At 45.4% G+C, this 2,779-nt stretch carries 4 protein-coding genes; 3 read left to right on the top strand and 1 reads right to left on the bottom strand.

Annotation, left to right across the window (positions count from 1 at the left end):
* The 3 genes from PX636_RS02950 to PX636_RS02940 all read left to right on the top strand — a co-directional run.
* Positions 1-121: urease subunit gamma (locus PX636_RS02950; protein ID WP_288116171.1), on the top strand; the 121-nt coding region annotated here is incomplete at its 5' end.
* A 19-nt stretch (positions 122-140) separates the two neighbouring features.
* Positions 141-467 (top strand): urease subunit beta, encoded by a 327-nt coding sequence (locus PX636_RS02945; protein ID WP_002738732.1) that lies wholly within the window; start codon positions 141-143, stop codon positions 465-467.
* Positions 468-549: 82 nt separating this feature from the next.
* Entirely contained in the window at positions 550-1,425 is an 876-nt protein-coding gene (locus PX636_RS02940; RefSeq protein WP_002795595.1) for an S-methyl-5'-thioadenosine phosphorylase, read from the top strand.
* Between the two features lie 231 nt (positions 1,426-1,656).
* Here the strand turns inward: PX636_RS02940 and PX636_RS02935 are convergent, their stop codons facing one another.
* On the bottom strand, positions 1,657-2,613 hold the full coding sequence (locus PX636_RS02935; protein ID WP_002761297.1) for an RNA polymerase sigma factor, RpoD/SigA family: 957 nt from the start codon (positions 2,611-2,613) through the stop codon (positions 1,657-1,659).
* Between the last annotated feature and the right edge of the window lie 166 nt (positions 2,614-2,779).

Genomic DNA, 2,779 nt, shown 5'->3' with positions numbered 1-2,779 from the left:
TACTTTATTAACTCGCGAGGAGGTAATGGAAGGTATCCCGGAAATGATTACGGAAGTGCAGATCGAAGCGACTTTTCCCGATGGTACTAAATTAGTTACCGTTCACAATCCCATTCACTAACAGGAGATTTTTAGCAGTTATGATTCCGGGAGAAATTATCACACCATCCGGGGCGATCGAGATTAATGTCGGTCGCGACACCCTGCGTATTTCTGTGGCTAATACAGGCGATCGACCCATTCAAGTGGGTTCCCACTATCATTTTTATGAAGTTAATCAGGCCCTGGAGTTCCAGCGCGAATTAACCAAAGGAACCCATCTGAATATTCCTGCGGGTACATCAGTTCGATTTGAACCGGGAGACACGAAAGAGGTGGAATTAGTTACCATCGCGGGAACTGAAGAAATTTATGGCTTTAATGGTTTAATTAATGGTTCCCTCAAGGGCAAGAAAAAGAAAAAGTAAGGCCTTAACGGAAAAATTATCACAGTTCGATCGCTCAATTATGGTACAATCAAGGCAACGATAACTAATTCTTTCCAAGACTATGACGACGGTAAAAATTGGCATCATTGGCGGCAGTGGTTTGTATAAAATGGATGCCCTCAAGGATGTGCGGGAAGTATCCCTCGATACTCCTTTTGGTTCTCCTTCCGATGCTTTAATTCTCGGTACTTTAGAGGGAACAGAAGTCGCCTTTTTAGCGCGTCATGGCAGAAATCACCATTTTTTACCGACCGAATTACCCTTTCGCGCTAATATTCACGCTCTCAAACAATTAGGGGTTGAATATATTATTTCCGCTTCGGCCGTTGGTTCCCTAAAAGCCGAAGTTAAACCCCTAGATTTAGTCATTCCCGATCAATTTATTGACAGAACTAAAGAGAGAATAGCGACTTTTTTTGGGGAAGGAATTGTTGCTCACGTTGCCTTTGGTGATCCCATTTGTCCCCAATTAGCCGAAATTTTAGGGGATGCCGTCGCTAGTTTAAACCTACCGGAAGTTACCTTGCATCGCGGCGGTACATACCTCTGTATGGAAGGGCCGGCTTTTTCTACTAAAGCGGAATCAAATCTCTATAGAAGTTGGGGGGCAACCGTGATCGGTATGACCAATTTAACCGAGGCAAAATTAGCCCGAGAAGCGGAAATTGCCTACGCTACCTTAGCCCTAGTTACCGATTACGATTGTTGGCATCCCGACCACGATCATGTCACGGTAGAAATGGTGATCGAAAATCTACACCATAACGCTATTAATGCCCAAAAAGTTATTCAAGAAACGGTGCGTCGTCTGGCAGCTAATCCTCCCGTTTCCGCCGCTCATTCTGCCCTTAAATACGCTATTCTTACCCGTCTAGATTCTGTTCCCGTCGCCACTAAAGAAAAATTAGCTCTCTTTTTGAAAAAATATCTTGAATAAATAGAGAAATAAGAGCGGAGAAAAGTCGCCGATGAATCTAGAAATGGGTCATTTTTCTCGCTGTTATCCAGACGATCGATTTGACCCTTAACGAAGGCAGGGGGCAGGAGGCAGTATTCAGGAGTCAGGAGTCAGGAGATAGGAGATTATTTTATTTATTCTCCCCACACCCCACACCCTACACCCCACACCCCACACCCTGCCCCCACGAACAGCTTTTTGCCGCAAACCCTAACTAGCTAGATATTCTCTGATGTTGCCCTTGCGTTTTCTTAATTTAGCGATCGCTTCTCGTTCGATCTGACGCACGCGTTCACGACTGATATTGAGTCGAACGCCAATTTTTGCTAGGGTGAGGGGCTGCCCATTATCTAAACCAAAACGCAGACAAATCACTTCTTTTTGTTGAGGGGTGAGGTCTGCCATCAGTTTTTCCAAATCCACTTGGAGGGAAGAATAGGCAGTGTAATCTTCGGGGGAAAGTCCCGTATCTTCCAAGAGTTCCCCTAATTCCGTGTCTTGATTGTCCCCCACCTTTAAGTCAAGGGAAAGGGGTTGACGGGACCTTTCCAAGTAGTCTCGCACCTGTTTGGGAGTTAGGTCTAATTCCTCGGCTAATTCGGCAATGGTGGCAGCGCGACCTTTATCTTGAGCTAGTTGACGCTGGGCTTTTTTGATTTTATTCAGTTTTTCGGTGATGTGGATGGGCAGACGGATGGTGCGACTTTTTTCTGCGATCGCCCGGGTGATGGCTTGGCGAATCCACCAATAAGCATAGGTGGAAAAGCGATAGCCTTTGGTGGGATCGAATTTTTCCACACCTCTTTGCATCCCAATCGTTCCCTCTTGGATAAGGTCTAATAGATCTAGATTGCGTTTTAGGTATTTTTTAGCGACGGAAACCACTAGACGCAGGTTCGCTTCTACCATCTTGCGTTTGGCGAAATCCCCTGCCCCCAATTCTCGACGGAGTTGTTCTTCACTAATTTCCGCCGCTTCTGACCATTGGCGATCGCTGGGTTCCCTGCCGAGTTTAGCCCTTAGGGATTCCTTGATTTTTTCGAGAAAAATTAATCTTTGCACCTGTTTTGCGTAGAGAATTTCTTCTTCATGGGTGAGAAGGGGAACTCGGCCAATTTCTCTGAGATAGGCGCGAACTGGATCGGTGGGGTTTTTCGAGGTTTTCATGAGTGCGCGTCGGTTGAGGGTTGATATTCAGGGATTGATGGCGTTTTTCAGATCGCTTCCCCAGGGGCAGTTAAGGAGATGCTATCAGGGTTTTTTCTAGTTTTGTAAAGAGATTAGTAAGTGATCACTCAAGGATATAGAGAAATCTAATTGAAGATTTAATTGC

The organism is Microcystis sp. M53598_WE2 (assembly GCF_030067735.1).
Lineage (GTDB): Bacteria > Cyanobacteriota > Cyanobacteriia > Cyanobacteriales > Microcystaceae > Microcystis > Microcystis aeruginosa.
This window is presented reverse-complemented; position numbering and strand designations above follow the sequence as displayed.

Bases quoted from the DNA above. Each gene is read 5' to 3' on its own strand.
- PX636_RS02935 (WP_002761297.1), bottom strand. From the start codon at position 2,613: ATGAAAACCTCGAAAAACCCCACCGATCCAGTTCGCGCCTATCTCAGA.
- PX636_RS02945 (WP_002738732.1), top strand. From the start codon at position 141: ATGATTCCGGGAGAAATTATCACACCATCCGGGGCGATCGAGATTAAT.
- PX636_RS02940 (WP_002795595.1), top strand. From the start codon at position 550: ATGACGACGGTAAAAATTGGCATCATTGGCGGCAGTGGTTTGTATAAA.